The 24,586-nt window shown below is 67.7% G+C and carries 18 protein-coding genes; 8 read left to right on the forward strand and 10 right to left on the reverse strand.

What is annotated here, in order from left to right; translation table 11 throughout:
• Nucleotides 1-221 precede the first annotated feature (221 nt).
• Genes AC5P7U_RS03085 through AC5P7U_RS03100 form a run of 4 tightly spaced genes read left to right on the forward strand, consistent with a single transcriptional unit; the run spans nucleotide 222 to nucleotide 6,554 of the window.
• Nucleotides 222-1,400 carry an efflux RND transporter periplasmic adaptor subunit gene (locus AC5P7U_RS03085; protein WP_414555200.1) on the forward strand — a complete coding sequence of 393 codons (1,179 nt, stop codon included), beginning with the start codon at nucleotides 222-224 and terminating at the stop codon, nucleotides 1,398-1,400.
• Nucleotides 1,397-4,510, forward strand: a complete 3,114-nt coding sequence (locus tag AC5P7U_RS03090; protein ID WP_414555201.1) for a multidrug efflux RND transporter permease subunit — start codon at nucleotides 1,397-1,399, stop codon at nucleotides 4,508-4,510. Before AC5P7U_RS03085 ends, AC5P7U_RS03090 begins: the two co-directional genes overlap by 4 nt.
• On the forward strand, nucleotides 4,507-5,196 hold the full coding sequence (locus AC5P7U_RS03095; RefSeq protein ID WP_006447644.1) for a heavy metal response regulator transcription factor: 690 nt from the start codon (nucleotides 4,507-4,509) through the stop codon (nucleotides 5,194-5,196). Before AC5P7U_RS03090 ends, AC5P7U_RS03095 begins: the two co-directional genes overlap by 4 nt.
• Nucleotides 5,193-6,554, forward strand: a complete 1,362-nt coding sequence (locus tag AC5P7U_RS03100) for a heavy metal sensor histidine kinase (RefSeq protein WP_495220780.1) — start codon at nucleotides 5,193-5,195, stop codon at nucleotides 6,552-6,554. The genes AC5P7U_RS03095 and AC5P7U_RS03100 overlap by 4 nt, the downstream gene beginning before the upstream one ends.
• A 9-nt stretch (nucleotides 6,555-6,563) precedes the next feature.
• Here AC5P7U_RS03100 and pip read toward each other — a convergent pair whose 3' ends face one another.
• On the reverse strand, nucleotides 6,564-7,523 hold the full coding sequence (pip, locus tag AC5P7U_RS03105; protein ID WP_495220781.1) for a prolyl aminopeptidase: 960 nt from the start codon (nucleotides 7,521-7,523) through the stop codon (nucleotides 6,564-6,566).
• A gap of 133 nt (nucleotides 7,524-7,656) precedes the next feature.
• On the opposite strand from pip, the gene AC5P7U_RS03110 reads away from it, so the two are divergent.
• Nucleotides 7,657-11,067, forward strand: a complete 3,411-nt coding sequence (locus AC5P7U_RS03110; protein WP_495220782.1) for an ATP-binding protein — start codon at nucleotides 7,657-7,659, stop codon at nucleotides 11,065-11,067.
• 105 nt (nucleotides 11,068-11,172) lie between these two features.
• On the opposite strand, the gene AC5P7U_RS03115 is transcribed toward AC5P7U_RS03110, so the two are convergent.
• On the reverse strand, nucleotides 11,173-13,308 hold the full coding sequence (locus AC5P7U_RS03115) for a TonB-dependent receptor (RefSeq protein ID WP_495220806.1): 2,136 nt from the start codon (nucleotides 13,306-13,308) through the stop codon (nucleotides 11,173-11,175).
• Between the two features lie 303 nt (nucleotides 13,309-13,611).
• On the opposite strand from AC5P7U_RS03115, the gene AC5P7U_RS03120 reads away from it, so the two are divergent.
• Entirely contained in the window at nucleotides 13,612-14,196 is a 585-nt protein-coding gene (locus AC5P7U_RS03120) for a TetR/AcrR family transcriptional regulator (RefSeq protein ID WP_197563166.1), read from the forward strand.
• Nucleotides 14,197-14,273: 77 nt separating this feature from the next.
• On the forward strand, nucleotides 14,274-15,362 hold the full coding sequence (locus tag AC5P7U_RS03125; RefSeq protein ID WP_197563164.1) for a DNA glycosylase AlkZ-like family protein: 1,089 nt from the start codon (nucleotides 14,274-14,276) through the stop codon (nucleotides 15,360-15,362).
• Between the two features lie 68 nt (nucleotides 15,363-15,430).
• Here the strand turns inward: AC5P7U_RS03125 and AC5P7U_RS03130 are convergent, their stop codons facing one another.
• From AC5P7U_RS03130 to AC5P7U_RS03150, 5 genes are all read right to left on the reverse strand, one after another.
• Nucleotides 15,431-15,709, reverse strand: a complete 279-nt coding sequence (locus tag AC5P7U_RS03130; protein WP_197563162.1) for a DUF3325 family protein — start codon at nucleotides 15,707-15,709, stop codon at nucleotides 15,431-15,433.
• Nucleotides 15,706-17,316: a PepSY-associated TM helix domain-containing protein gene (locus AC5P7U_RS03135; protein ID WP_008264883.1), complete on the reverse strand. Its 1,611-nt coding sequence runs from the start codon at nucleotides 17,314-17,316 to the stop codon at nucleotides 15,706-15,708. Before AC5P7U_RS03135 ends, AC5P7U_RS03130 begins: the two co-directional genes overlap by 4 nt.
• Nucleotides 17,313-17,612 (reverse strand): DUF3649 domain-containing protein, encoded by a 300-nt coding sequence (locus AC5P7U_RS03140; protein WP_006447396.1) that lies wholly within the window; start codon nucleotides 17,610-17,612, stop codon nucleotides 17,313-17,315. Before AC5P7U_RS03140 ends, AC5P7U_RS03135 begins: the two co-directional genes overlap by 4 nt.
• Before the next feature lie 52 nt (nucleotides 17,613-17,664).
• On the reverse strand, nucleotides 17,665-19,842 hold the full coding sequence (locus AC5P7U_RS03145; protein ID WP_197563160.1) for a TonB-dependent siderophore receptor: 2,178 nt from the start codon (nucleotides 19,840-19,842) through the stop codon (nucleotides 17,665-17,667).
• A gap of 195 nt (nucleotides 19,843-20,037) precedes the next feature.
• Nucleotides 20,038-20,874, reverse strand: a complete 837-nt coding sequence (locus AC5P7U_RS03150) for a siderophore-interacting protein (RefSeq protein ID WP_308308164.1) — start codon at nucleotides 20,872-20,874, stop codon at nucleotides 20,038-20,040.
• A gap of 169 nt (nucleotides 20,875-21,043) precedes the next feature.
• Here AC5P7U_RS03150 and AC5P7U_RS03155 point away from each other — a divergent pair, with 169 nt between their 5' ends.
• The gene (locus tag AC5P7U_RS03155) at nucleotides 21,044-21,658 is read left to right on the forward strand and encodes a TetR/AcrR family transcriptional regulator (protein WP_006447341.1); all 615 of its coding nucleotides are present in this window, start codon (nucleotides 21,044-21,046) and stop codon (nucleotides 21,656-21,658) included.
• A gap of 20 nt (nucleotides 21,659-21,678) precedes the next feature.
• Here the strand turns inward: AC5P7U_RS03155 and AC5P7U_RS03160 are convergent, their stop codons facing one another.
• The 3 genes from AC5P7U_RS03160 to AC5P7U_RS03170 form a co-directional block, all read right to left on the reverse strand.
• Nucleotides 21,679-22,599: an ABC transporter six-transmembrane domain-containing protein gene (locus AC5P7U_RS03160; RefSeq protein ID WP_197563156.1), complete on the reverse strand. Its 921-nt coding sequence runs from the start codon at nucleotides 22,597-22,599 to the stop codon at nucleotides 21,679-21,681.
• Nucleotides 22,600-22,783: 184 nt separating this feature from the next.
• Entirely contained in the window at nucleotides 22,784-23,860 is a 1,077-nt protein-coding gene (locus AC5P7U_RS03165) for an ATP-binding protein (RefSeq protein ID WP_197563153.1), read from the reverse strand.
• 3 nt (nucleotides 23,861-23,863) lie between these two features.
• Nucleotides 23,864-24,580 (reverse strand): response regulator, encoded by a 717-nt coding sequence (locus tag AC5P7U_RS03170; RefSeq protein WP_308308162.1) that lies wholly within the window; start codon nucleotides 24,578-24,580, stop codon nucleotides 23,864-23,866.
• Between the last annotated feature and the right edge of the window lie 6 nt (nucleotides 24,581-24,586).

Below are 24,586 nucleotides of genomic sequence, written 5' to 3' on the forward strand. Positions count from 1 at the left end.
CAGCGTGGCGCCCATGGCCGGATCATCGGCACCGCTCCGTAAGGGAGGCGCGAAGAAGGCCGTTGATCGCGCAGGTGGGTGGGCCATCGTTCACGCGACGCTCGAGCGACGCGCAGCTGACGGAATTGTCAGGCGGGCGACAGGCAGGCGCCGGAGGCCACCGGTAAGGATGGCATCAGGCCCGCGCAGCCCCCGCGCCGGCACCGGTATGGACTCCCCGCATGCAAATTCCCTTCCTGTCCGCGCGAATGCGTCGCCGCCACCTTGCACTGGGTGCGCTGTTGCTGGTGGTGCTGTCGTTGGTGATGCTGTTCCATGGCGTGTCGCGGGGTGACGCGCAGCCGGCCAGCACCCCGCCACCGGTGCCGGTGGTCACCGGCCGCGTCGAGCAGCGCGACGTGGCGCACTGGCGCAGCGGCGTAGGCACGGTGCAGTCGCTGCAGAGCGCGGTGCTGCGGCCCCAGGTCGATGGCGTGCTTACCGAGGTGCTGTTCGAGGAAGGCCAGAAGGTGCGCAAGGGACAGCTGCTGGCGCGCATCGATGATCGCGCGATCCGCGCCGATCTTGGCGGCGCGCAGGCCGCAGTGGTGCGTGACCGCGCCACGCTGGATGCCGCACGCTCGGACCTGGCCCGCCTGCAGCACCTGTCCAGCGACCAGCTGGTCTCCCGGCAGATGCTTGAACAACAGGCCGCGACGGTACAACAGCTGCAGGCGACCGGGCACGGCAACCAGGCGGCGGTGGACGCCGCACAGGTGCAGCTGTCGTACACCCGCATCCTGGCGCCGATGGACGGCCGCATCGGCCTGCGCCAGGTCGATCCAGGCAATCTGGTGCGGGCCACCGACATGCAGGGACTGGTCACCGTGCAGCAGACCGACCCGATCTCGGTGGTGTTCGCGCTGCCACAGGATGCGTTGCCGCAGCTGCGGCAGGCATTGGCCTCTGGTGAAGTGGCGGTACAGGCGCTCGACCGCGACGGCGGCCAGCTGCTGGCCGAAGGCCGCCTGCAGGTGATCGACAACCAGGTGGAGGAAACCTCCGGCACCGTGCGCCTGCGTGCCCGTTTCGGCAATGCCGGTGACCGGTTGTGGCCCGGCCAGCTGGTCAGCGTGCGTGTGCGCACCGGCCAGAGCACCGGCGCCCTGGTGGTGCCTGCGGCAGCCATCCAGCGCGGCGTGGACGGCAGCTTCGTCTATCGCGTGCTCGGCGACGGCAGCGTGGAAGTCCTGCCGGTCAGCGTCGGCGAGGCCGAGAACGGGCAGGTGGCGGTGCAGGGCGAACTGCGCGTGGGCGATGTGATCGTGCGCGATGGCCAGTCGCGCCTGCGCCCGGGTGTGATTGTCGCTGAAGCCGCCGCACCGGGCGTACCGGCTGCCAAGGGCGGGGCCGCCCCATGAGTGCGCGTGTCTCGCTGTCCAGCTGGTTTGTCAGGCACCCGGTGGCGACCACGCTGCTCACCCTGGCGGTGGTGCTGCTCGGCGTGGCTGCACTGCCACGGCTGCCGGTGGCGCCGCTGCCGGAGGCCGAATTCCCGACCATCCGGGTCAATGCCAGTCTGCCCGGGGCCAGTGCCGACACCATGGCGTCGGCGGTTGCCACGCCGCTGGAAACGCAGCTGACCGGCGTGCCAGGCATCATCGAGATGACCTCCACCAGTGCGCTGGGCAGCACCTCGATCACGCTGCAGTTCGATCTGGAGAAGGACATCGATACCGCCGCACAGGAAGTGCAGGCGGCGATCAATGCCGCCGCCGGGCGCCTGCCCAGCGACCTGCCGAACCTGCCGACCTGGCGCAAGGTCAATCCGGCCGACAGCCCGATACTGGTGCTCAGCGTGGTGTCGGCGCAGATGTCGATGACCGAGCTGAGCGATCTGGCCGAAAGCCGGCTGGCGCGCTCGATCAGCCAGATCAGTGGCGTGTCCGAGGTCAACATCGTCGGCCAGCAGCGCCCGGCCATCCGCATCCAGGCCCAGCCGGAGCGGCTGGCGGCGATGGGCATGACCCTGTCCGACCTGCGCGGGGTGGCCCAGAACGCCAGCCTCAACCAGGCCAAGGGTGCGCTGATGGGCGAGCAGCGTACATCCACCTTTGAAGCCAACGACCAGTTGTTCGATGCGCAGGACTACCGGCAGCTGGTGGTGGCCTACCGCGCGGGCTCGCCGGTGACCCTGGGCGACGTCGCGCAGGTGGTCGACGGTGCCGAGAACGCCTACGTGCAGGCATGGCCGAACGGGCAGCCGGGCGTGGGCCTGATCATCAGCCGGCAGCCGGGCGCCAACATCGTGCGCACCACTGACGCAGTGCTGGCCGCACTGCCGGAGCTGCGTGCGAACCTGCCGGCCAGCGTCGATGTGGACGTGCTCAACGACCGCACGCGCACCATCCGCGCCTCGCTGCACGAAGTGGAAGTGACCCTGGTGCTGACCATCGTGCTGGTGGTGCTGGTGATGGGCCTGTTCCTGCGCCAGCTGTCGGCCACGCTCATCGTCGGCGCGGTGCTGGTGGTGGCGCTGGTGGCCACCTTCGCCGCCATGTATGTGGCCGGCTTCAGCCTCAACAACCTCACCCTGGTGGCACTGGTGGTGGCGGTCGGCTTCGTGGTGGACGATGCCATCGTGGTGGTGGAGAACATCCATCGTCATCGGGAGGCCGGATTGGGACCGATCGAGGCCGCCCTGAAAGGAGCCGAGGAGATTGGTTTCACCGTGGTCTCGATCAGCCTGTCATTGATCGCAGCGTTCATCCCGCTGCTGTTCATGGGCGGGGTGGTCGGGCGCCTGTTCGCCGAGTTCGCGCTGACCATCACCGTGGCTATCCTGATCTCCATCGTGGCCTCGCTGACACTGGCACCGATGATGGCCGCGCACCTGATGAAGCGCATGCCGGCGCACCGGGACAGCCAGGACACACTGGCCGGGCGCCTGCTGGCCGGCTACGACCGCAGCCTGCAATGGGCGCTGGGCCATCCGCGGCTGATACTGCTCGGCTTCGGCACCACCGTGGCGGTGGCCGTGGCGTCGTACGTGATGATTCCCAAGGGCTTCTTCCCGCTGCAGGACACCGCGTTCGTCATTGCCACCACCGAAGCGGCGCAGGACATCGGCTTCGAGGACATGGCGGCCAAGCACCAGCAGCTGGCCAAGATCGCCGCCGAAGACCCGGCGCTGCTGGCCTACAACCATGCGGTGGGCGCGACCGGTGGCAGCCAGACCCTGTCCAACGGACGCTTCTGGTTCATCCTCAAGGACCGTGGCGACCGCGACGTGGACGTGCACGCCTTCATCGACCGCCTGCGCGCGAAGATGGCCAGCGTGCCCGGCATCACCGTGTACATGCGTGCCGCGCAGGACATCAACCTCGGTGCCGGGCCGTCGCGCACCCAGTACCAGTACGCCCTGCGCGGGCAGGACAGCCGCGAACTGTCGCGCTGGGCCGAACAGCTGACCACGCGCCTGCGCGGCCTGCCGCAGCTGCGCGACGTGTCCAACGACCAGCAGGTGGGCGCCAGTGTCACCCGGCTGCAGATCGACCGCACCGCCGCAGCGCGCTTCGGCTTGACCGCCAACGATATCGACCAGGTGCTCTACGACGCCTTCGGCCAGCGCCAGATCAACGAGTTCCAGACCGACACCAACCAGTACCGGGTGATCCTGGAGATCGCACCGGGCCTGCTCGGCCAGGTCGATGCGCTGTCCTACTTCCACCTGCGCTCTCCGCTGACCGGGCAGATGGTGCCGTTGTCAGCGATGGCGCAGGTGCAGCCGCCGGGCACCGGTCCGCTGTCGATCAGCCACAATGGCATGCTGCCGGCGGTGAACCTGTCGTTCAACCTGGCGCCGGGGGTCTCGCTGGGCGAGGCGGTCACCCTGGTCGGGCAGGCACAGGCGCAGATCGGCATGCCTGGCAGCATCAGCGGCCGATTCCAGGGCACCGCACAAGCGTTCCAGGAGTCGCTGGCCAGCCAGCCGATGCTGATCCTGGCCGCATTGCTGGCGGTCTACATCATCCTCGGCGTGCTCTACGAGAGCTTCGTGCATCCGCTCACCATCCTGTCCACCCTGCCTTCGGCCGGTATCGGTGCGGTGCTGATGCTGTGGCTGTGGGGCCTGGACTTCTCGATCATGGCGCTGATCGGCATCGTGTTGCTGATCGGCATCGTCAAGAAGAACGGCATCCTGATGGTCGACTTCGCCCTCGATGCGCAGCGCAATCGTGGCTTGACCCCGCTGCAAGCGATCCACGAGGCCTGCCTGACCCGTTTCCGCCCGATCATGATGACCACGCTGGCGGCACTGCTCGGCGCCATCCCGCTGATGATCGGCTTCGGTACCGGCTCGGAGCTGCGCCAGCCACTGGGCGTGGCGGTGGTGGGTGGCCTGCTGATCAGCCAGGTGCTGACCCTGTACAGTACCCCAGTGATCTACCTGGCCCTGGACCGGCTGTTCCTGCAGCGCCGACGTGAGCGCAGGGCAGCGGCCGGTGCCGCGCTGACGGAGCCCGGATGAAACTGCTGATCGTCGAGGATGAGAGCAAGACCGCCCACTACCTGCGCACCGGCCTGGGCGAGCAGGGCTGGGCGGTGGACCTGGCCGCCGACGGCGTGACCGGCCTGCACCTGGCCCGCGAATTCGACTACGACGTGATCGTGCTGGACGTGATGCTGCCGGGCATGGATGGCTTCAACGTGCTGCGCGAACTGCGTCGCAGCAAGCAGACCCCGGTGATCATGCTGACCGCGCGTGACCGCGTGGATGATCGCGTGCATGGGCTGGGGCAGGGCGCCGACGACTATCTGGTCAAGCCGTTCTCGTTCATCGAACTGCTGGCGCGCCTGCAGGCGCTGGTGCGGCGCGGGCGCCAGCAGGAGCCGACCGAACTGCAGGTGGGCGACCTGCAGGTGAACCTGCTGGCACGGCGTGCCTATCGTGACGGCGGGCGATTGGACCTGACCGGCAAGGAATTCGCGCTTCTGGCGTTGCTGGCGCAGCGACGCGGCCAAATCCTGTCCAAGACGGTGATCGCGGCCCAGGTCTGGGACATCAATTTCGACAGCAATACCAACGTGGTGGAAGTGGCGATCAAGCGGCTGCGCAGCAAGCTCGATGGCCCGTACCCGAGCAAGCTGCTGCACACCGTGCGCGGCATGGGCTACGTGCTGGAAGTGCGCGACGACGAGGACGACGGTCGATGAGGATGTCGATTGCGCAGCGCCTGTCGGCGATGTTCGCGCTGGCTGCGCTGCTGGTGTTCACCCTGCTGGGCATCGGCGTGTACGGCGTGCTGGAGCGGCAGGTGGTGCGCTACCAGCATGCCGAGCTGCAGACCAAGCTGCACGCGGTCAGCGGCAGCGTGGCGATGTGCGATACCCGCGAACGCTGGAGCAAGGTGCGCGACAAGGTCGGCAACCTGATCTCCGGCGACCGCGACACGCTGGTCTGGGCCTGGAGTGACGATCCGACCTTCCGCATCGGGGCGGAGCGTCCTTCGGTGCGGCCACCGGCCAAGGGCGATGCGGGGATGGGGACGCTGCAGCGGGCAGGCGGGCATCCATTGCGCACCCTGTACGAGCACGTGCCCGGCAAGGGGGTGCGGCCGGCCGTGGATCTGTGGATCGGCATCGATTCGGAGCCCTACACCCACGCATTGCAGCGCTTTGCCTGGGCGCTGTGGATCGCCGGCGCGCTGGGCGTGCTGCTGGTGGCCGGGCTTGGCTACTGGATCGCGCGCCTGGGGCTGGCACCGCTGCGCGCGCTTTCGAACGAGGCGCGCTCGCTCAGTCCACAACGGCTGTCGCAACGCCTCGCGGCCGATGGCCTGCCTGCGGAACTGGGCCACCTGACCGGCGCGTTCAATGGCGCACTGGACCGGCTGGAAGCAGCCTACACCCGCCTGGACGGCTTCAACGCCGACGTCGCCCACGAACTGCGTACGCCGCTGGCCAACCTGATGGGCCAGACCCAGGTGGCGCTGTCGCGGCCGCGCGACAACGCTGAGCTGCAGGAGGTGATGCAGTCCAACCTGGAAGAACTGGAGCGGCTGCGTGCCATCGTCAACGACATGCTGTTCCTGTCGCGGGCCGGGCAGGGTGACATCGCCATGGAGACCCGTCAGGTTGCGCTGGCCGAGGAAGTGGCGGCCGCAGGCGATTTCCTCGAGCTGTTGTTCGAGGATGCCGGGTTGACCCTGCACATCGAGGGCGACGCCACCGCCCGCATCGATCCCTCGCTGTTCCGGCGGGCATTGACCAACCTGCTGCACAACGCCGTGCAGCATGCGCGGCCGGGAAGCGAGGTGCGCGTGCTGCTGCAGGCGGAAGGCGAGGGCGCGCGCATCGCGGTGATGAACGAGGGCACCGGCATCGCCGCCGAGCACCTGCCGTTGCTGTTCGAGCGCTTCTACCGCGTAGACCAGGCCCGTGAGTACCGGGGCGAACGCCATCACGGCCTTGGGCTGTCCATCGTCAAGGCCATCGCCATGCTGCACGGTGGCGACGTGTTCGTGGCCAGCCGCAATGGGCTGACCACGGTGGGGTTCACGGTGATGTGCTGAGGCTGTGGCTCAGCTGCGCTGGCCGTACTGGTCGGCAAACGCATCGGTGGCCCGCACCAGCGCGTCGACCGTGGCTGGCTCGTTCGCACTGTGGCCCGAGGTCACCATTTCCAGCCGCGCTTCCGGCCATGCCTTGGCCAGATCCCAGGCACTGCGCGGAGGGCAGATGATGTCGTAGCGGCCCTGTACGATCACGCCGGGCAGGTGGCGGATGCGGTCGATATCGCGCAGCAGCTGGTTGGCTTCAAGGAAGATGCCGTTACGGAAGTAGTGCGCCTCGATGCGCGCCTTCGCCAGCGTGTCCAGCGGATCATCGGTGGATACGGCATCCACATCGTGCTGCAGGGTGGCGGCGTTGTCTTCCCAGCCCAGCCACGCCTGTGCCGCTTCGATGCGTGTTGCTTCATCGGCGCTGTCCAGGCGCGCCCAGTAGGCGGAGATCATGTCGGCGCGCTCGCCCTCCGGAATATAGGCCTCGTAGCGGTCCCAGCGTTCGGGGAAGATCCAGCGCGCACCGCCCTGGGCCTCCGCGAACCAGCGGTTTTCGATCTCGCGGCCAAGGAACACGCCGCGCACGATCAGGCCGGTCGCACGCGCGGGATGCGCCTGCGCATAGGCCAGCGACAGCGTCGAGCCCCAGGAGCCGCCGTAGACCAGCCAGCGTTCGATGCCCAGATGCTCACGCACCTTCTCGATGTCGGCCACCAGCGCCTGCGTGGTGTTGTCGCGCAGCTCGCCGAACGGCGTGGAGCGCCCGCTGCCACGCTGGTCGATCAGCACGATGCGGTAGCGCGCCGGATCGAAGAAGCGGCGATGGGTCGGCGAAATGCCGGCGCCCGGCCCGCCATGCAGGTACACCACCGGTATTCCGTCCGGCGTGCCGCACTCCTCGATGTGCAGGGTGTGCAGATCGCTCACCGCAAGGGTGAACTCGCGGTAGGGCTCGATGGCCGGGTACAGGGTACGCATGACGGGTGTCTCACAAGCAGGGCCTGCAAGCATACCTCCCGCCGTGGCAGCTGGCGTTGGCCCCAGCCTGCCTTGCAGGCGCCGGGTGGGCCGATAGGATAAATTGTAGGCCACTCACCTGGGGATCACGGTCATGGCGGGCTCAGACGTAGTGCATGGCCCCGCCAGGCAGGCGGCGGCTGCGCGCCTGGACGACCTGCGCCAGCTGCGCCGCCGATTGCTGTACGGAGGCGGCGCGCTGATCTCCGCACTGGTAGTGCTGACCGCCCTGGTCAGTGCCATCGCCGATGTCGAGGAGTTCCACGCGCGGGAGAGGCATTCCTTCAACGAGGCGCGTGCCGCCGCCGAATACTACCTGCTGCAGCGTGATCGCGCCTATGCCACCTCCATCAACGGTAATGATGTGCTGTGGCGTGACCAGCGGGCCGGACTGGCCGCTTCCGGTGCCGCACTGGCCGCCCGCTTCCACGCGCAGGGCGAGGAAGTGCTGGTTCGCGCCGAAGGACGTACTGCGGTGCCCTGGCTGGTGCTGGGGCTGAAGGACAAGCCGCTGCCGGAACAGGAACTGGCCGCGTACCTGGGCATGGTGGACATCTATTCGGCCTACACCGCCGATTCGATCACTTCACAGAATGCTCCCGGGCCATTGCTGGTCTATGCCTACGAGCCGCAGGGACGGCTGCTGGCGGTGTCCAACATCGGCGATGAATCCCAGTTGCTGCGCGCACTGGGGGTGACGACCCGCCAGCAGGCCTTTGCGCGGCTGCTGGGTGAGGAAGCGCGGTTCCGCCAGGCAACCGTACGTCCCGGGCCCATCCGTGAAGCCACGCGCGAGGGGCGCCTGATGTCGCGCTATGGCATCAATCCGTTCACCGGTCAGCCGTCGCTGATCGGCATGGTCACCCTGGCTGAAGGCACCACTCCGTACTTTCGGCGCGTGGTGTTTGAATCTGCCGGCAACATCAAGGCTCAGCTGGAAGCGCGCGAGCAGGGTCGCTACCTGGTCAGCACGGCAGAGCGGCAGGTGGTGCTTAGTACCGGCGGCCTGTCCAACCGGGAGCAGGATCTGTTGATGAGGCTCGCGCCAAGCGACACGGCGCGCGCAGGGGGGCAGCCGCCGCGCCGGTACAGCCAGGGGTCGTTCGTACTGGCCAGCGGGCTGCCAGGCGTCGAGTGGACCCTGAGCCATGTGTACGGCTGGTCCGATATCTGGCGCAGCCAGGGCGCCTACCTGCTGGCCCGTGCGCTCAGTGCGCTGCTGATCATCAGTCTGCTGTGGTGGCTGCTGCGGCGCATCGACCGGCGTGTGTTCACCCCGGCGCTGGCCGATGCATCGCGGGTGTACGAGAGTGAGGCGCTGAGCCGGGTCATCATCGGGACGGCACCGGTCGGACTGGTCCTGCTGGCCAGGGACAGCGGTGAGCCGCTGTTGCAGAACGACGCTGCACGTCAATTGGTTGAGACCGTACGCACGGCCGGCGAAGTCGCGTCGCCGCCACTGTACCTGCGCCTTGCCGAAGTGGGCCGCAATGCGCGCATCGATGAAGTACTGGAACTGCAGTGGTCTCCCGCCGAATCGGGCACCGCCACCCAGCTTCAGATCAGCATGGCGCAGGCGACATATGACGAACAGCCGGTGTGGGTCTGCGCACTGCGGGATGTCACCGCCCAGGTCGAACTGGAGGACAACCTGCGCCGCGCACGCGAGGATTCCGAAGCCGCACGCCAGTCAGCCGAGTCGGCCAACCGGGCCAAGTCCGCTTTCGTGGCCACCATGAGCCATGAGATCCGCACGCCGCTCAATGGCGTGCTGGGCCATCTGGAACTGCTGGCCCGTTCGCCGCTGCAGCCGGGCCAACGCGAGCGGTTGGACCGCATCCGCTTCTCGGCTGATGCTCTGATGCACATCATCACTGACGTGCTGGACTTCTCCAAGATCGAGGCGGGCCAGTTGGATGTGGAGCGTGTGCCGTTCGCGCTGCGCCCGCTGATCGAAGGCGTGGCGCTGCTGTTCGCGCCCGACGCGCTGCGCAAGGGCGTTCGCCTGTACTTCACCGTGGACGCGGCGGCCGACCAGCTGTGCGTGGGCGATGCCCATCGCATCCGCCAGATTCTCACCAACCTGGTGGGGAATGCGGTCAAGTTCACCGAGTCCGGGCGCATCCTGCTGCGGGCAGAGCTGCACCACTCGGCGGGGCAGGGTGCTCAACTGCGCGTGCTGGTCATCGACTCCGGCATCGGCATGAGCCCGGAACAGACCGCGCAGCTGTTCCAGCCGTTCCAGCAGGCTGACGCCAGCGTTTCGCGCCGTTACGGTGGCAGCGGGCTTGGCCTGGCGCTGTGCCAGCAGATCGCCCAGGCGATGGGCGGGCAGGTGTCGGTGGAAAGCACCGAAGGGGTTGGCAGCAGCTTCACCCTGCTGCTGCCAATGCAGGTGCAGGCGCTGCAGCCACCGCCCACGCAGCCGCTGCTTGGCCGGCGGGTGACCGTGTTGTCAAGCACGCCCGAATGGCGCGCCGAGATGGAGCGCCTGCTGGTGGCATGGGGGGCGACCGCCACCGTGCTCGACCGCCCGCAGAACGACGACGAGGGCGGCGATGCGCTGCTGATCGTGGGCGACCACCGCGCATGGAGCATCGACGAAGAGCAGCAGCTGATGCAGGGCTACGCGCGCACCGTGCATGCCCATGCACAGGGCCCGCTCAGCGCGGAAGCCCGCGGCGACCGCATCGAAGTCAGCAGCTACGTCAGCGAGGCCGTGCTTGAGGCACTGGCACCCGGCGAAAGAGCGGGGGGCCACGTGGCGGTGGTGAAGACTGTACGAGCAACGGCCGCCCGCGGGCGCGTACTGCTGGTGGAGGACAACGCGGTGAACCGCGAGCTGATCCAGCAGCAGCTGGAGGAGATCGGTTTCGCCGTGGACGCTGCCGGCAATGGTGCGGAGGCGTTGGAACTGTGGAAGGACGGTCACTACCGTGCGGTGCTGACCGACATCAACATGCCGGTGATGGATGGCTATGCCCTGGCCCGTGACCTGCGTCAGCGCGGCCAGTCGCTGCCGATCCTGGCGATCACCGCCACGGCGCTGGCCAGTGAACGCGAGCGCTGCCTTGCTGCCGGCATCGATGATCTGTTGCTGAAGCCTTTCAACCTGGACCGGCTTGAGGTTGCCCTGGCCCGCACCAACGCTCCAGCGGACCACGTACACGGCCAGCAGAGGGGGGCGGGGCCCGCTGCGGTGCCGGTGCCTCGCGACATTCCCGCAGGCATCCGCCGGATTTTTGTTGATACTGGCGACCAGGATCTTCAGGCCATCCTCGATGCACGCGCCAACGGGGACACTGCAGCGATTCTGGAGCGTGTGCACGGATTCAAGGGGGCATTGCAGATGATGGGCGAGCAGGCGCTGGCCGAGCAGTGCGGCGAGATCGAGAGTGTGTTGCGCCAAGGTGCGAGCGCCAGCGATGGGGCGTTGGATGCACTACAGCTGGCTCTCAGCGCCCGCCTGGAGGACTATCGCCGCGATCTGGACGCATCCTTGTAAGATGCAGCGGTGAGGGCATGGCGTATTGATGCCGGTGGCCAGTCACGAATCGGAGCCGAGCATGGCTCGGCTCCACGGTAGATCCACGCCATGCGTGGATGCCTTTCAGAAATCCATCGTCGCCGATAGCAACACGGTCCGCGGCGCGCCCAGCGCCAGGCTCGACAACAACGGCATGCCCCAATACGCCTTGTTGGTCACGTTGTTCACGCTGGCCCGCAACGCCAGCGGGCGGCCGGCCAGCGTGGTGCTGTAGCGCGCACCCACGTCGAACAAGGTACGTCCGGGAACCGACAGGCGGTTGTCGGCACTGATGTACTGCTTCGACATCGCCGTGGCGTTGCCGGTCAGGGTCAAGCCCTCCAACGCCGGCACATCCCATTCCACGCCCAGCTTGGCCTGGCGCTGTGCTACCGCCGTAGCGATGCGGCCTTCATTGACGCCGCCTGCGGTGCGGGTCAACTTGGGCTGCACGTAGGCCACGCCACCCATCAGGCGCAGGCCATCCAGCGGTGCGCCGAAGAAGCCCCATTCCACGCCCCGGTTCCGCTGCTCGCCACCGAACGAGAAGATGTTCGTGACCGGGTCGGTGTAGCTGCTCGGTCGCCTGATCTCGTACACGGCGAAGGTGTGCGCGAAGCGGCCCAGGTCCAGCTTCAGGCCCAGCTCTTTCTGCTTGGTGCGGAACGGGGCGAACACATCGCCGGCATTGGCGGCGGTCATCGGCGCGGTGGCACCCTGGCTGAGGCCCTCGATGTAGTTGGTGTAGACCGAGACCTTGTCGGTGGCCTTCACCAGCAGGGCGAAGGCCGGGGTGGTGGCACTCTCGTCGTAGCGCGAGGTGCGCGCGCCGGTGGCCACGCTGAAGGTTTCGCTCAGCACCTGCTGGCGGCGCACGCCCACGGTCAGCTGCACGCGGTCACCGGCGAAGGACAGCGTATCGGCGAAGCCGATGCTGTCCAGCTTCAGCTCGGTGTGCGAGATGTGCGGTGCCACGAACGGCGCCGCCGGGCCCCACACCGGGTGGTACAGGTTGGTGGTCCAGTCCCAGCCGGGCACGCTGCGGCGGCCGTAGTCGTTCTGTGTGTGCTGGTAGTGGGTCACGTTGGCAGCCCACTGGTGGCCGACGCTGCCGGTGTGGAAGCGGCCACGCAGGCCGGCATCACCGGACTGCTTCTTGATGTCGAACGCGAGCTGGCCGATCACCGTGGTGAAGTCGCCGGCCGGGTTCAGCACCTGCGCGCTGATCGAACCGTTGTAGCGGTAGTCGGTCTTGCTGGTGCCGTAGGCCAGGTAGGCCATCAGGTTGTCGTTGATGTCCAGTTCGCCGCGCAGCATCGCGCCCTTGTCGCGGCTGTCGACGTAGGCCCAGTCCGGGTTGATCAGGGTATCGCCGCGCGGCGGCCGCGGAATGGCCACGCCGGGTGCCAGGCCAACACCACGGGCCGGGCCGTCGACGCGGTCGTCGGCGCTGTACAGATCGGCGGAGATGCGCGCGCGCTCGCCGCGCCAGTCCAGTGCCAGCGCGCCCAGCTGCACCTTCTTGCTCTGCTTGCCCACGGCGCCATCGCCATCACGGTAAGCACCGTTGAAGCGGATGCCGAACTGTTTGTCGGCGCCCAGCCGGCGGCCGAGGTCCACGTGCGTGCCGAACTGCGCATCGGAAGCGAAGTTGGCGCTGACCCGCAACAGTGGTTGCTCGCCCGCGCGCTTGGGCACCAGGTTGACGCTGCCGCCAACCGAGCCGCCCGGCGGCATGCCGTTGAGCAGTGCGGACGGGCCCTTCAGCACCTCGATGCGCTCGAACATCTCCGGCGAGGTGCGGTAGTACGGCGCCATGCCGCTGAGCCCGTTGAAGGTGGTGTCGCTGGTGCTGGAGGCAAAGCCGCGTATCGAATAGTTCTCGCTCCACGAACCGGTCACGCCGTTGCTGAACACCGTGGGGTCGGTCGCAGCGATGACGTCGGTCAGGTCCCTGGCCTGGCGGTCGCGGATGAAGGCCTCGGTATAGCTGACGGTGCTGAACGGCGTGTCCATGAAGTCCTTGTCGCCGAGCAGGCCGACGCGGTTGCCGGAGGCCACCTGGCCGCCGGCATAGTCGCCGGTCACCCGGCGCTGTTCCTGCACCTGCACCGAGGGCAGGGTGGACGGCGCCGAGTCGGCCAGCGCGGCGAACGAGGCCAGCAGGCCCAGCGCCAGGGCCGACGCCCGGTAGCGCCGGGCACCGCCCGGCGGATGCATCGGCGCGCGGTAACCACCCGCGGCCGGACGAAGGATCGAAGAGCGAACGAACTGCACGGTCATGCCAGATTCCTGTGAATCGCAGGTGCGAACGCGCCTGGCGCGCTGCCATCGGCAAGCACGGGGAGAGGGCGCAGCGCAGGGTTGTCGGCTGGGTGGGAACCTGGCGGGAAGTGAGCGACGGGCTCGATTCCGGCGTGCGTCGTGGTTGCGAACCAGACGCATTCCGAATTAGTTGAGTAAATTAAACTAAATTGCAGGGTGCGGACAAGAGGGTCCATTTGCTGGCACGCTCACTACGGTATGAACATGCAACCCGAGATCCCGGCGCCGGCCCGTGGCCGCCCGCCCACCATCACCCCCGATCGTCTGGCCGATATCGGCATCAAGCTGGGCCTGCCGAACCTGACCATGGCCAACGTGGCTGCCGAACTGGCGGTGACCCAGGCTGCGCTCTACAAGCGTGTGGCCAACCTGGAGGCGCTGAAGCGGCTGGTGGCCGATACCGTGTTCCAGCGCTGGCAGATCCCGCGCGCCTCGGCCGACGCGCCGGGTGGGCTGGAGGCCTATCTGATGGGCTTCGTGGCATCGCTGTGCGCGGTGGTGAAGGCCCACCCCGGGCTGCCGCCGTACCTGCTGCGCCGCGCGGTGGCGACCGCGCCGATGCTGGACAAGATCGCCTCGCACCAGGCGCATGTGGCCGAAGTGTTCGGCCTGCCGCTGGACAAGGCGCGCTGGCTGCTGGCCACGATTGCGTTCTACTGCATTGCCGGTGCAGACACGATCTACGCGATTGCCGATGACGAAGAGGGGCAGGTGATCACCGAGTTCAGGCAGGGCATGCGTGCGCTGGTAATCGGTTCGCTGGAGGTGCTGCAGCTTCGCTAGATCCACGCCATGCATGGATGCCGTTGCACGGTTCGCCACAGCCCCATCCACGCATGGCGGGGATCTACAATGCGACCATGCCTGCCACACCCACCCTCGATGATCTGCGCCGCTACGCGGTGGCGCGCACGCTGTTCAGACCCACCACGCTGCTGAGCGCGATCCGCCGCCTGGGCTTCGTGCAGGCCGACCCCATCCGTGCGCCGGCACGCGCGCAGGATCTGACCCTTCGCCATCGGGTGAAGGACTATCGCGCAGGGGATCTGGAGCGGCGCTATGCGCGCCTGCCGGTGGAGGAGGATTGCCTGGTGAACTACGGCTTCCTGCCGCGCGAGCATCTGGCGCTGATGCATCCGCGGGTGTCCAAACGCGCGTGGGACGCCGAAACCCAGCGCCGCGCGGCGGACGTGCTGGCCTTCGTGCGCGAGCGTGGCAGCGTGCACCCGCGTGAGGTCGATCAGGCCTTCGCGCACGGCCGGGTGACCAACTACTGGGGCGGCACCAGCAATGCCAGCACCCATCTGCTGGATGGCATGCACTACCGCGGCCTGCTGCGCGTGCAGCGGCGTGACAGCGGCACGCGCATCTATGCGGTGGCAGACCACAGCGAAGCCGATGCCAGCGAACAGGCGAAGATCGAACGCGCCGCCGCCCTGATCGACCTGGTGGTGCGCAAGTACGCGCCGTTGCCCTCGGCCAGCCTGACCTACCTTGTGCGCCTGTTGGGATACGGCGCACCGCATCTGGCCGAGCAGACCCGCAAGGCATTGGCGCTGGCCAGGCAACACCTGGCCAGTTGCACGCTGGAAGGCACCACCTGGTACTGGCCGGCGGATGAGAACCCGCGCTCGCGCCGCCATGCGCCGGACGAACAGGTGCGCCTGCTGGCGCCGTTCGACCCGGTGGTCTGGGACCGCCGCCGCTTCGAGCTGCTGTGGCAGTGGGTCTACAAGTTCGAGGCGTATACGCCTGCGCCGAAGCGACAGTACGGCTATTACGCACTGCCGGTGCTGTGGCACGACCAGGTGGTGGGCTGGGCCAATCTCAGCGTGCGCGACGGCGAGTTGGCATCCAGCGTGGGCTATGCCGGCAGGTCGCTGGCCCGCGACAAGGTGTTTCGAGGTGCGCTGGACGACGAGCTGCAGCGCATGGCTGCATTCCTGTAGCGTCCGGGCATTCGTGCCCACCAAGGTGGGCACCTACCGAAGCAATTCCAAACTAGTCTGGTGGGCATCTACCGATACCGTCGTGCATGCGCCACCATCGCCAACACCACTACGCCGACGGCCACGCTGGTGTGGCCGGATAGTGCGGCCAGACCAGATCCCACCCCCAGCCCGCGCATCGCGAATACGGTGCTGAACACCAGCAGCGCCCACCCCATGGCCCGCAGCTGCTGGGTCGCTTGCGCGCTCAGCACGCGGCGCACCACGTCCCGCTGATGGCGTTCCATTGACAGTGCAAGGCAGGCGAACGCCGCCACTGACAACACGAATAGAATGAGGTGGATCATGCGCCGGCCTCCGGTACCGCATTGCGTGACGCTGCAGACGGCCGTGCGCGCTTCGCCTTTGGCGCATGCCGCCAGGTGCGCCAAGCCAGCAATGAGTGCAGGGCGGCCAATGCCAGCAGGGTCAGGTCGGTCCCGGCAAACGCCCAATCGCCCATCGCCAGCGCGTGCCACAGTGGGTGCGAGGTGGTCATCGCAGTCAGTACTGGCAACAGCGCCAGCAGCAGTGCCGCCAGCAGGAACTGTTCGATCCACGCGCGCTTCGGTGTACGCAGCGTGGCGTGCACGAACATGGCCGCCCAGGCCAGGAAGAACAGATGCACCTCCCAGGCCGCGCGACTGTCCATGGTGACGGGCAGCAGGCGGTTGGCCCACAGGTAGGCGGCCATCGCCACCGACAGGCCGGCGACGGTGGCGATGTTGAGCCGCTCGACCAGGCGGAAACCGAAGTAGGGCCGTTGCGGATCGGGCAGCTGCGCGCGTCGCTTGACCGTCCACAGGACCAGCCCGGTGCCGACCATGGCGGTGCCGGCCAGGCTGACGATGAAGTACAGCCAGCGCAGGGCGGCATCGGCGAAGCGGCCCAGGTGCAGGCCATACAGCACGCCCTGGGTATCGGCGGCGACGCCTGAGTGTTCCTTGATCTGCAGCAGCTGCCCATCGCTGCCGTCGAACAGCAGGTAGTTCGGGGTGGTGGAAACACGGCTGGACTGCGCGCGCACCACGGCCACGCGTGCGTTCTCGTCGCCGGGATTCTGCACCTGCACGCTGCCTGCAGCGCCAGTGCCCCAGCGCTGCTCGGCCTGTTGCACCAGCGCACCGACGTGGGTGAGCGGAGCAGGGTGGCCTGCTGCCTTCTGCGGCGGCAGGAACAGGCGCATCTCGCTGATCACTTCGGCCTGCTGGCGTTTGTCCGGCAGTTTGGCCAGGCCCCACGGCATGTACAGCACCGCCAGCATCACCAGCCCGCTCCAGGTGATCATGAAATGGAAGGGCAGCCCGAGCACCGAGACCGCGGCGTGACCGTCCAGCCACGAGCGCTGGCCCTTGCCCCAGCGAAAGGTGAAGAAGTCGGCGAAGATCTTCTTGTGGGTGATCACGCCGCTGACGATGGCCACCAGCATGAACATCGCACACAGGCCAACGATCCAGCGGCCCCACATGGCCGGCATGTAGTGCAGGTTGAAGTGGAAGGCGTAGAAGAAGTCGCCGCCACCCGTATCGCGGGCCTGCAGCGGTGCACCGGTGCTGGCATCGAACAGGCCCGAGTCGAAACCGTGGCGGCCGCGTCCGCCCGGGCTGGCCCACATCGCCGACACCCATGGCATGCGCTGGCTGGGCAGGCTGAGGTTGATCTGGCTGGCTGCAGGCGTGTCGGCCATGATCGCGGTGACGGTACGCTGCGCGACCGCAGCCGCGTCCGGCAACGTAGACGGTGTGGCGATCTCCGGGCGGGTGTAGCGCGAGAGCTCGTCGCGGAAGTAGCTGGCGGTGCCGGTGAGGAACATCGCGTACAGGATCCAGCCGGCCAGCAGCCCCACCCAGATATGCAGGTCGGACATGGTCTGGCGGATACCGCGTGGCTTCGGGGAGCGATCGACCTGGCTCATGCCCCGCCTCCGTCGCCAACCGTTTGTGCGATCAACCACAGCGGCAACGCGGCGATGACCAGGCCCAGCCACGCACGCCATGCCGAGCGCACTGCGAATACCCAGGCCACGGCGCCGGCATACAGCAGGAAGCTGGCAAGCATGCCGGTGAACACGGCCTGGCGGCCATCGATGGGCAGCGCCAGCGCGGCGATGCTGCACAGGGCAGCCAAGGCATAGCCACCGAACAGCGCGGCGAGGATGCGTGAGACCAGCGGCAGCCAGGCCAGCACGGAAGCGGTACGGGAAACGCTCACATCAGTTCTCCGGGGCGCCCTGCGCGATGGCGGGGCGCCCGTGTATCAGGCATCAGAAATCGACGGTGGCCGACAGCAGCGCGGTGCGCGGCGTGCCCAGCCCGGAGCCGAGGCTGCCGGCCCAGTACGCCTTGTTGGTGAGGTTCTGCACGCTGGCACGCAGCACCAGCGGGTGACCGGCGGCCTGCAGTGCATAGCGGGCGCCGAGGTCGAACACGGTGCGGCCCGCCACCCACTGGCTGTTGTCTGCGTTGATGTAGCCCTTGGACAGGCTGACTGCATTGCCGGTGAGGGTGAGGCCGGCCACGGCGGGCACATCCCATTCCACGCCCAGTTTGCCCTGCCACTGCGGGGTGGCGGTGGCCAGGCGGCCCTGGTTGATGCCGCCCTGGGTGCGGGTCAGCTTCGGCTGCAGCCAGCCGATGCCGCCGAGCACGCGCAGCTGTTCGGTGGCCTGGCCGAACACGGTCCATTCCACGCCACGGTTGCGTTGCTGGCCGCCGAACGAGAACACGTTGGTGGACGGGTCGGTGTAGGCGCCGGGCTTCTCGATCTCGTATACGCTCAGCACACTGGCCAGGCGACCGAAGTCAACCTTGGCGCCGACCTCGCGCTGGCGCGTCTTGTACGGCGGAAACACGTCGCCAGCGTTGGCGGCGGTGGAAGGGGCGGTGCTGCCTTGGCTCAGGCCTTCGATGTAGTTGGCATACAGCGACAGGCGATCGCTGGCCTTGAACAGCAGCGCACCGGCTGGAGTGTTGGCACTGGCGTCATAGCGTGCGGTGCGCTTGCCGGTGCTGCCATCGAAGGTATCGCTGAGTACGGTCTGGTGACGGACGCCCAGGGTCAGCCGTACGCGATCATCGATGAAGGACAGCGTATCGGCGATACCCACGCTGGTGGTGCGCACTTCCGCGGTCTTCGGCAGCGACGCGTCACTGAAGCTTCGATCAATGGCCGGGCCCCACTGCGGGTTGTAGATGTTGGTCACCCAATCCCTGGCCAGCAGGTTGCGTTTGAAGCCGAATTTCTGGTCGTGCTGGTACCACGCCGCACTGATCGCCACCGCGTGATCGACAGCACCGGTGTGGAACTGTGCCGAGAGGCCGGCTTCGGCGGTGTCCTTGCTGTAGATGAAGCGCTGGTGCGCGAAGTTGTTGCGGAAGTCGCCGGCTGTGTTGGTGATCAGCGTGGTGGCGCTGGCGATGGAGTCGAAATCGGTGTGGCCGTGGCCGTAACTGGCGTGCGCCTGCAGGTGGTCGTTGATGTCGAACGACCAGCGCAGCGCGGCGGCCTGGTCCTTGACGGTACTGAAGGTCCAGTCCGGTGCGAACAGGGTGCTGGCCTTCGGCGGGCGGGGCACGGCCAGGCCGGGCGACAGCGACACGCCACGGTTGAGGCCATCCACATGGTCGCGGCTGCTGAACAGGTCCAGCGACACCTGCGAGCGCTCACCACGCCAGTCCAGGCCGAGCGAGGCCAGCTGCGTCTTGTGCTGCTGGTGGTCGGTGGCGGTGTCGCCGTCGCGGTGCACGGCATTGAGGCGCACGCCGAACTGCTTGCCCGCGCCGAAGCGGCGGCCGACATCCAGATGACCGCCCCACTTCGCGTCGCTGCCGTAGCTGGCAGTGAAGCGGGCCAACGGCGTGTCGCCAGCGCGCTTGGGCACCAGGTTCACCGCACCGCCCACCGAGCCGCCCGGCGGCATGCCGTTGAGCAGCGCGGAGGGGCCCTTCAGCACCTCGATGCTCTCGGCCAGTTCCGGGGTGACGCGGTAGTAGGGAATCAGCCCGTAGAGGCCACCGAATCCGATATCCGACGAGGCGACACCGAAACCGCGGATGTTGAAGTAGTCGGAGATGCCACCACTGGAGCCACTGCTGTAGACGCTGGGGTCGGTCAGCGCGATGACCCGTACCAGGTCCGGCGCCTGGATGTTGTCGATGAATCCGGCGGTGTAGCGGGTGGTGTTGAACGGCGTGTCCATGAAGTCGAGCTCGCCGAGCAGGCCGACGCGGCTGCCGCGCGTGAGCTGTCCACCCGCATAGGCATCGGTGGGTGCGGTCTTGTCGGCGCGCACGTTCACGGTGGGCAACTGGCGGGCGCCATCGGGTGCATCGTTGGCGTGGGCGGCGATGGCGATCAACAGGGGGGGCAGCAACGCTGCACGTGCGGCCACGGACAGCGCGGAGCGGCGTGGGAGAGGCAGGGTTCGCAGGGGGAGGGACATGGCGGTTCTCGTGTGGTGGGTCGTGCGATCGGCCAGCACGGCGCCGTCGGTGACCTGCAGGGGCAGGACGACGCGGGCTGTGGAATGGCTGGCAGAGGGCACGGCGCTGCCGCTGGGGCAGTGCTGCACGCGAGGTGCGTGGGCGATCTGTGGCTGGGTGGAACGAAGCGCGTGGCGCGGATGCTGTCGTGTGGATCAGATATCGTCGGCGAGGTCGTCGAGGTCCTGCAGGCCACCGCCGCGCGCCAGCACGCGCTCGTAGTTGCGGCGGCGACGCCGGTCGGTTTCGGTGGTGGTCTCGCCACGCTTCCAGTAGCCGGCAACGGCAACATCGGTGCGTGGCAGGCCGACCGTTTCGATGAAGTGGCGGCGCAGGGCGCGCATTTCCTCGCGCTCGCCGGCTGCCCAGACCGTGCTGCCAGGCTGCGGCTGCTGTTGGCGCGCGTGCTGCAGCAAGGGTGCGTCACCGGTGGCAAGGCGATGCACGCAGACACCGTCGGGGTGCGGCAGCTCGTCTACCGGGAAAGCATCCTCCGAGCTGACCCAGGCCTGCGCACGCTGACCGACAGGCCACTGCTGCAGCAGGGCAAACAGGGCTGGGATGGCGCTCTGGTCTGCGAACAGCAGCGCGCAGGCGCCTTCGCGCTGCGGCATCTGGAGATGGGGGCGCGGCCCGGTCAGATCGAAGGCATCACCGGGGCGCAGCGCACGTACCCACGCCAGCATCGGCCCCGGCGCCTCGTGCAGCACTACGTCCAGGGTGAACTGGCGAGTGGCGGCATCGACGCTGCGCACGGTATAGATCCGTGATACATCGCCGAACCCGGCGCCCAGCTGGATGCGCACCGCGGTGTTGGCACGCTGCCAAGGTGCAAGTTCTGCGTGTTCCGGTAGCTGGACCAGGAGGCGCAGCAGGCTGGCGCACGGCTGCACAACCGCGACCACCTGGACCTGCAGCGCCTGCAGGCCGCGATCATGGTCGGCGCTGCGCAGCGGCCCGGCCGGGGTGATTGAAGTGGGGGACGCGGACATCGACAACGATCCTGGGCACTGCAGATGCGAATTAGTTACATCATAGTAAACTAAATTGATCGCACCGCAACCCGGGCCTGTCCGAACGACACGCGACGCGTTGACCACTGCGTGGCGGCGGACCACCATGACAGCCCTTGCCCGCGCATCACGCAGGAACCGTTACCGCATGGCTGCACCAAAAAAGACCGCTGCCCGTGGGCGACCGCCCAGCATCACCCGCGAGCGCATCGCCGACGCCGGCATTGCCATGACGCTGCCGGGACTGAGCTTCGTCGGCGTGGCGGCGGCACTCGGTGTCAGCCATATCGCGCTGTACAAGCATGTGGCGAATCTGGCGGCACTGCGCGAGCTGGTGGCCGAGGCGATCTTCGAGCGTTGGCAGGCACCGGCGCTGGATGCCGCTGGGCAGCGCAGCATCGTGGAGGATCTGCGTGCGTTTCAGCGCTCATTGCGGGCGCTGGTGGATGATAATCCGGGCCTGGCCGCGTTCCTGGTCAGCCACGGCGCGAAGACGCCGGAGATGCTGGCGCGTATCCAGCGCCACCATGCCGAATTCAGTCGCGTGCATGGCCTGCCGCTGGAACAGGCGGCATGGCTGCTGTCGACCGTGGCCTATCACGCCGTGGCGCTGGCCGACACCGTGTATTCCCGGCATGCGCTGGTGGATGCCACGCGTCGGACCTTGGATCGGAAGGCACAGCAGGCCGAGTTCGACCGCAGCATGGAAGCATTGATCATCGGAGCATTGGCAATGTGCGGGCGCACGGTGGCCTCTGGCTAACGCTCATTCCTGATGGGCAGCTACCGGTCAGGCTCCGCATCCTCCATGCCCGGGCTGACCCGGCGGCCGATGTCCTTCAGCCGCGCAAGCTGGTCTACCATCGACGGCGCATCATCCAGGCTGCCGACAAACGTCCACAGGTAGGTCATCACCGCATACACATGGCCCGGGGTCACCCCGTCGGTGGTGGCGAGGCGGCCGATGGTCAGCGCGAACAGCACCGCGGCCGCTGCACCGACCACCACGAAGGCGCCGGCTTCGCGGTCTGACAACAGGATGCGCAGCCGCGACAGCGTGGTGTAGTGACGGCGCAGCACCGAGGGGCTGACCCGGTCGACCAGGCGGATCTCATGTTCCAGCCGGTTGTTCAGGCGCCCATGCAGCTGCTCGTTGCGGCGCGCGAACGACGGCAGCAGCAACAGTGCGCCCAGCAGGGCGACCAGACTGGCGGCGCCGACCAGGGGTTCGATCGCCAGCAGCATCGCGGCCGCGCCGAACATCGACACCAGCGCAGTTGCGATGATCGGCACGTGCTTCTCGAAGAAGTCGACGAATTCGCGCGCCAGCACCACGCGTGCGGCGGAGGTGGAGGTCGCCTGGCCGAGACGCCGCTGCGCCTGCACCACATTCACTGCCAGGTCGGCATAGATGCGGGTGAAGGTGCGCGTATCCACCGCACGGCGGGCGGCACCGACCAGCCAGAACAACAGCACCACGCCGGCATAGGAGAGGGCGTGGCCGATGTCGCCGCGGATGATCGCGTCCACCGCGAAGCCGGCAAACAGGGGGTAGGCCAGCAGCAGCGCGTTCTCCAGCGCGACCAGCGAGAACGTACCGGTGAGCTGCCAGGGATAGGTGCGCAGGATCGCTTTCAGGGTGGCGGCCGCATTCTGCTGGCCGATGCTGCCGGCGGCAGCCGCCGGATCGTGGGGGTGTTTCATCGGGATGCCTGGAGGGGACGGAGACAGGACAGGGCAGGGGATGGATGCCTGCCATCTCCCCGGTCATGCCCAGTATCGGCAGCCGTTTGGAGCGGGCATGGAGAGACGATGGAGGTTGCGTGGAGAAAATCGCGGTGTTCAGCGGAGGGCGTGGTGCCCGCCAAGGTGGGCCGCTACCCGAGCTTCAGCGCCGCGCGTGCACCGGCCAGCGCAGTTCGAATGAACTACCGCCACGCTCGGTGGCGCGGCAGCGCGCCGTTCCGTGATGGGCCACGGCAATCGCGCGCACCACCGCCAGGCCCAGCCCGGAGCCACCGCTCTGCCGTGAACGTGAGACGTCGGTGCGCTGGAACGCTTCGAAGATGCTGTCGCGCAGTTCATCCGGAACACCAGGACCGCTGTCTTCCACGGCTACAGTGCAATGGCCTTCGGCCAGCGTGACGCGCACCCGCAGCGGGCAGGGAATGGCATGGCGGCGTGCGTTTTCCAGCAGCGCCAGCACCGCCTGGCGGATGCGCGCCGGATCGCAGTCGGCCAGCGCCGGGCGCGCCTCCAGTGTCACCGAGAAGCTACTTTCGGTGAGTGCCTCGGACATGGCTTCGACCACCGCCGCCACCTGCACGCTGACATCGCTGCGTTGCAGCCGCAGGTCCAAGTGGCCGCTCTCGGCCAGGCTGACCACGCGCAGGTCCTCGATGATGCGGGTCAGGCCCTCCAGCTGGGTGAGCATGCTGTTGAACTGTTCCGGCCCCGGTTCGAACACGCCCTCGGCGATGCCCTGCAGGCGGCCGCGCAGGATGGTCATCGGCGTACGCAGTTCGTGCGCGATTGCTGCATTCCAGAACACCCGGTTCTCGGACATGCGGCTGAGGCGCTCGGCCATCGAGTTGAAATCGCTGACCAGCGCTGCCGCTTCAGCCATCGTGGTATCACCGCCGCGTGCACGCGCGTCCAGATCGCCGCTGGCCACCCTTCGCAGGCTCTCGGCCACCGAGTTCAACGGGGTGATGATGCGCCGGGTCAGGCGCGAGGCGACCAGCGTGGCGAAGATGACGACCACGCTGGCGGTCAGGCCGATCCACAGCCATTCCAGGCCGGACGGCATGATGGTTTCCGGCTGGTCATACCAGCGCGGATAGAACACTTCCATCAGGTAGTAGAACAGGTAGAAGCCGCTGATCGACAGCACCGTCGAGCACAGCGAGGCGACGGTGATGGACAGCGTGATCTGGCGTCCGATGCTCTTGCCTTTGGGGTTCATCATTCAGTCCAGGAAGCGGTAGCCGACGCCGCGGATGGTGGCGGGAATGCCGATCACGCCCACCTCCTCCAGCTTGCGCCGCAGTTTGCTGACATGGCTGTCGACGGTGCGTTCCTGGGTATCGCCCTCGGGCAGGCAGGCGTGCAGCAGGTCCACCCGCGCATGCACCTGCCGCGGTGCGCGGGCCATGTGCACCAGCAGGCGGAACTCGGTGAGGGTGAAGGCCATTGCATGCGCCTGGTCGCCGCTGCGCACGGTCACGTCGTGGCTGCGCAGGTCGATCTCGAACGGCCCCTGCCGGATCAGCCCATTGGGTTCTTCGGTCACCGTCCTGGCACTGCGGCGCAGCACGGCCTGGATGCGTGCCACGATCTCGGCCGGATTGAACGGCTTGGCCACGTAGTCGTCGGCGCCCACGCGCAGGCCGGTCAGTTTGTCCACATCCTGGTCCAGCGCGGTGAGCATGATCACCGGGGTGTTGCCACGCCGGCGCAGTTCGCTCAGTACCTGCCAGCCATCCAGCCGCGGCATCTGCACGTCCAGCAGCACCAGGTCCGGGCGCAGCTGGCGGTGGGCGGCGAGGGCGGCTTCGCCGTCGGCGGCACGGGCGCTGCGCAGGCCGGAACGGTCCAGGTAGGCGCCCAGGATGTCGGCGATCTCGCCTTCATCCTCGGCAATCAGCACCAGCGGCGGCTGGCGGGTACGGGGGGCGTGTTTCATTGCGTG

The sequence above is a fragment of the Stenotrophomonas sp. YJH_SMC_57 genome, assembly GCF_059369755.1.

What these genes read in the sequence shown, in the direction of transcription:
- AC5P7U_RS03095 (WP_006447644.1), top strand. Translation starts at nt 4,507, where the DNA reads ATGAAACTGCTGATCGTCGAGGATGAGAGCAAGACCGCCCACTACCTG.
- AC5P7U_RS03110 (WP_495220782.1), top strand. Translation starts at nt 7,657, where the DNA reads ATGGCGGGCTCAGACGTAGTGCATGGCCCCGCCAGGCAGGCGGCGGCT.
- AC5P7U_RS03155 (WP_006447341.1), top strand. Translation starts at nt 21,044, where the DNA reads ATGGCTGCACCAAAAAAGACCGCTGCCCGTGGGCGACCGCCCAGCATC.
- AC5P7U_RS03165 (WP_197563153.1), bottom strand. Translation starts at nt 23,860, where the DNA reads ATGAACCCCAAAGGCAAGAGCATCGGACGCCAGATCACGCTGTCCATC.
- AC5P7U_RS03150 (WP_308308164.1), bottom strand. Translation starts at nt 20,874, where the DNA reads ATGTCCGCGTCCCCCACTTCAATCACCCCGGCCGGGCCGCTGCGCAGC.
- pip (WP_495220781.1), bottom strand. Translation starts at nt 7,523, where the DNA reads ATGCGTACCCTGTACCCGGCCATCGAGCCCTACCGCGAGTTCACCCTT.
- AC5P7U_RS03120 (WP_197563166.1), top strand. Translation starts at nt 13,612, where the DNA reads ATGAACATGCAACCCGAGATCCCGGCGCCGGCCCGTGGCCGCCCGCCC.
- AC5P7U_RS03115 (WP_495220806.1), bottom strand. Translation starts at nt 13,308, where the DNA reads ATGCATCCGCCGGGCGGTGCCCGGCGCTACCGGGCGTCGGCCCTGGCG.
- AC5P7U_RS03090 (WP_414555201.1), top strand. Translation starts at nt 1,397, where the DNA reads ATGAGTGCGCGTGTCTCGCTGTCCAGCTGGTTTGTCAGGCACCCGGTG.
- AC5P7U_RS03170 (WP_308308162.1), bottom strand. Translation starts at nt 24,580, where the DNA reads ATGAAACACGCCCCCCGTACCCGCCAGCCGCCGCTGGTGCTGATTGCC.
- AC5P7U_RS03130 (WP_197563162.1), bottom strand. Translation starts at nt 15,709, where the DNA reads ATGATCCACCTCATTCTATTCGTGTTGTCAGTGGCGGCGTTCGCCTGC.
- AC5P7U_RS03125 (WP_197563164.1), top strand. Translation starts at nt 14,274, where the DNA reads ATGCCTGCCACACCCACCCTCGATGATCTGCGCCGCTACGCGGTGGCG.
- AC5P7U_RS03160 (WP_197563156.1), bottom strand. Translation starts at nt 22,599, where the DNA reads ATGAAACACCCCCACGATCCGGCGGCTGCCGCCGGCAGCATCGGCCAG.
- AC5P7U_RS03135 (WP_008264883.1), bottom strand. Translation starts at nt 17,316, where the DNA reads ATGAGCCAGGTCGATCGCTCCCCGAAGCCACGCGGTATCCGCCAGACC.
- AC5P7U_RS03085 (WP_414555200.1), top strand. Translation starts at nt 222, where the DNA reads ATGCAAATTCCCTTCCTGTCCGCGCGAATGCGTCGCCGCCACCTTGCA.
- AC5P7U_RS03100 (WP_495220780.1), top strand. Translation starts at nt 5,193, where the DNA reads ATGAGGATGTCGATTGCGCAGCGCCTGTCGGCGATGTTCGCGCTGGCT.
- AC5P7U_RS03145 (WP_197563160.1), bottom strand. Translation starts at nt 19,842, where the DNA reads ATGTCCCTCCCCCTGCGAACCCTGCCTCTCCCACGCCGCTCCGCGCTG.